The sequence below is a fragment of the Gilvimarinus sp. 1_MG-2023 genome (assembly GCF_030548285.1).
Genome location: NZ_JAUOSC010000525.1, coordinates 1 through 332, shown reverse-complemented (window position 1 = coordinate 332; position 332 = coordinate 1). Strand labels below are relative to the sequence as shown.

Below are 332 nucleotides of genomic sequence, written 5' to 3'. Positions count from 1 at the left end.
GCCGCTTGGGGTCGGCATCTGGCGCAGGATTTTGGAACCAACCAGGGTTTCCTTGGTGATCTGGCGAGTGACAGAGGAATTCACCTTGTCGACGGTTTCGCCATCCCCGGTACCCGTGGTCTCAGCATATTGCTTGATCATGTTCTGGACTTCGATACGCATGGTCTGAGCCAGCTCAACACGAGCAGCAGTGGCCGCCATTTGTTTCATGAAGTTGGGGCCAGCGGCAGTTTTGTCGGCATAACCAACCGCAGTCAGGTCGACACCATCAATCGGTGCGCCACAAACCCATTCCGGTGCTGCCTTGCCCGAACCATCAGCAAAAGCACAGC

Annotated in this window: 1 protein-coding gene; it reads right to left on the bottom strand. The window is 56.3% G+C overall.

Going from position 1 to position 332, the window contains the following annotated elements:
* Window positions 1-332 (bottom strand): LPP20 family lipoprotein (locus tag Q4563_RS17925; protein WP_303605464.1); only part of this gene is annotated, 332 nt, incomplete at both ends.